This is a genomic window from Oleiphilus sp. HI0061 (genome assembly GCF_001635675.1).
The window spans coordinates 1-940 of record NZ_LWFE01001594.1; the positions used below are offsets into that span (position 1 = coordinate 1).

Sequence of the window (940 nt, forward strand, 5' to 3'; positions counted from 1 at the left end):
CTTGAAGATGATGACGAATACATAGATGAAGACTTATTTGCTGAAGAAGAGCCTGCCGTCTCTGGCGAGGAAAATGAGGATGTAATCGCTGAAGTTGATGTTTACATTGCCTATGGCAGACTGGATCAGGCTGCAGCAGTTCTTGAAAGTGCAATTTCAGAAGAACCTGTTAGAACAGACTTGCGCTTGAAGTTGCTGGAAGTATATAAGCAAAGTGGTGATACTGAAGCATTTAACCGCCAGTATAGCGAATTAGAAGCAATTCAGGATTCTGAAGCCTTAGATCAAGCGAGCGCTATCCGCGGAGATATGCTGGATGAGCAGTTGGTGTCGCTAGAAGATAAAGAACATGAGCTTGAGCTAGATCGCGAGATGGAAGAGGTTGAGGCCTCAAAACGCGAGGTTGAAGCGTCTATTGAGGCTGAAGCTGAAGCGCTTGAGGAAGAACCACAATCTTTTGACTTTGACAGTGTTGAACTAGATGAAGAGCATGATCTAGGTATTGATGAATCACTCGATGCAGAATTAACTGCTGACTTGGATGACTCGCTTCTAGAGCCTAGTGATGTGCTAGACGAAACTGTAGATGAGATTACTGATGAGTTGTCAGACTCTGGTGAGTTTGATGATGCGATTCTTGACGTGGATCTTGATGACATAGATTTAAGCGGCGAGCTTGAGCAAGAAACCGAGATTCAGCTGCCTTCAGATTTAAGTGATTCAGCCATCGTTGAATCATTAGCTCAGGGCGGAGAAGGAGATTTAGAGTCTGACGCAACATTAGGTGCCGAAAAGCCGGTTATCAGCGATGATATTCTTGAGCAAGCTTCAGATAAGATGAATGCAGATCAGTCGTTTGATGAAGACCTTGGTGATGCAAGCGAGTTTGACTTCCTTGAAGGTACTGATGAAGCGTCTACCAAGCTTGACTTGGCACGAG

At 44.7% G+C, this 940-nt stretch carries 1 protein-coding gene; it reads left to right on the forward strand.

The genetic code is table 11. The features are described 5' to 3' along the window. The coding region (locus A3735_RS31385) for a FimV family protein (protein WP_369820558.1) at positions 1–940 on the forward strand (940 nt) is incomplete at both ends.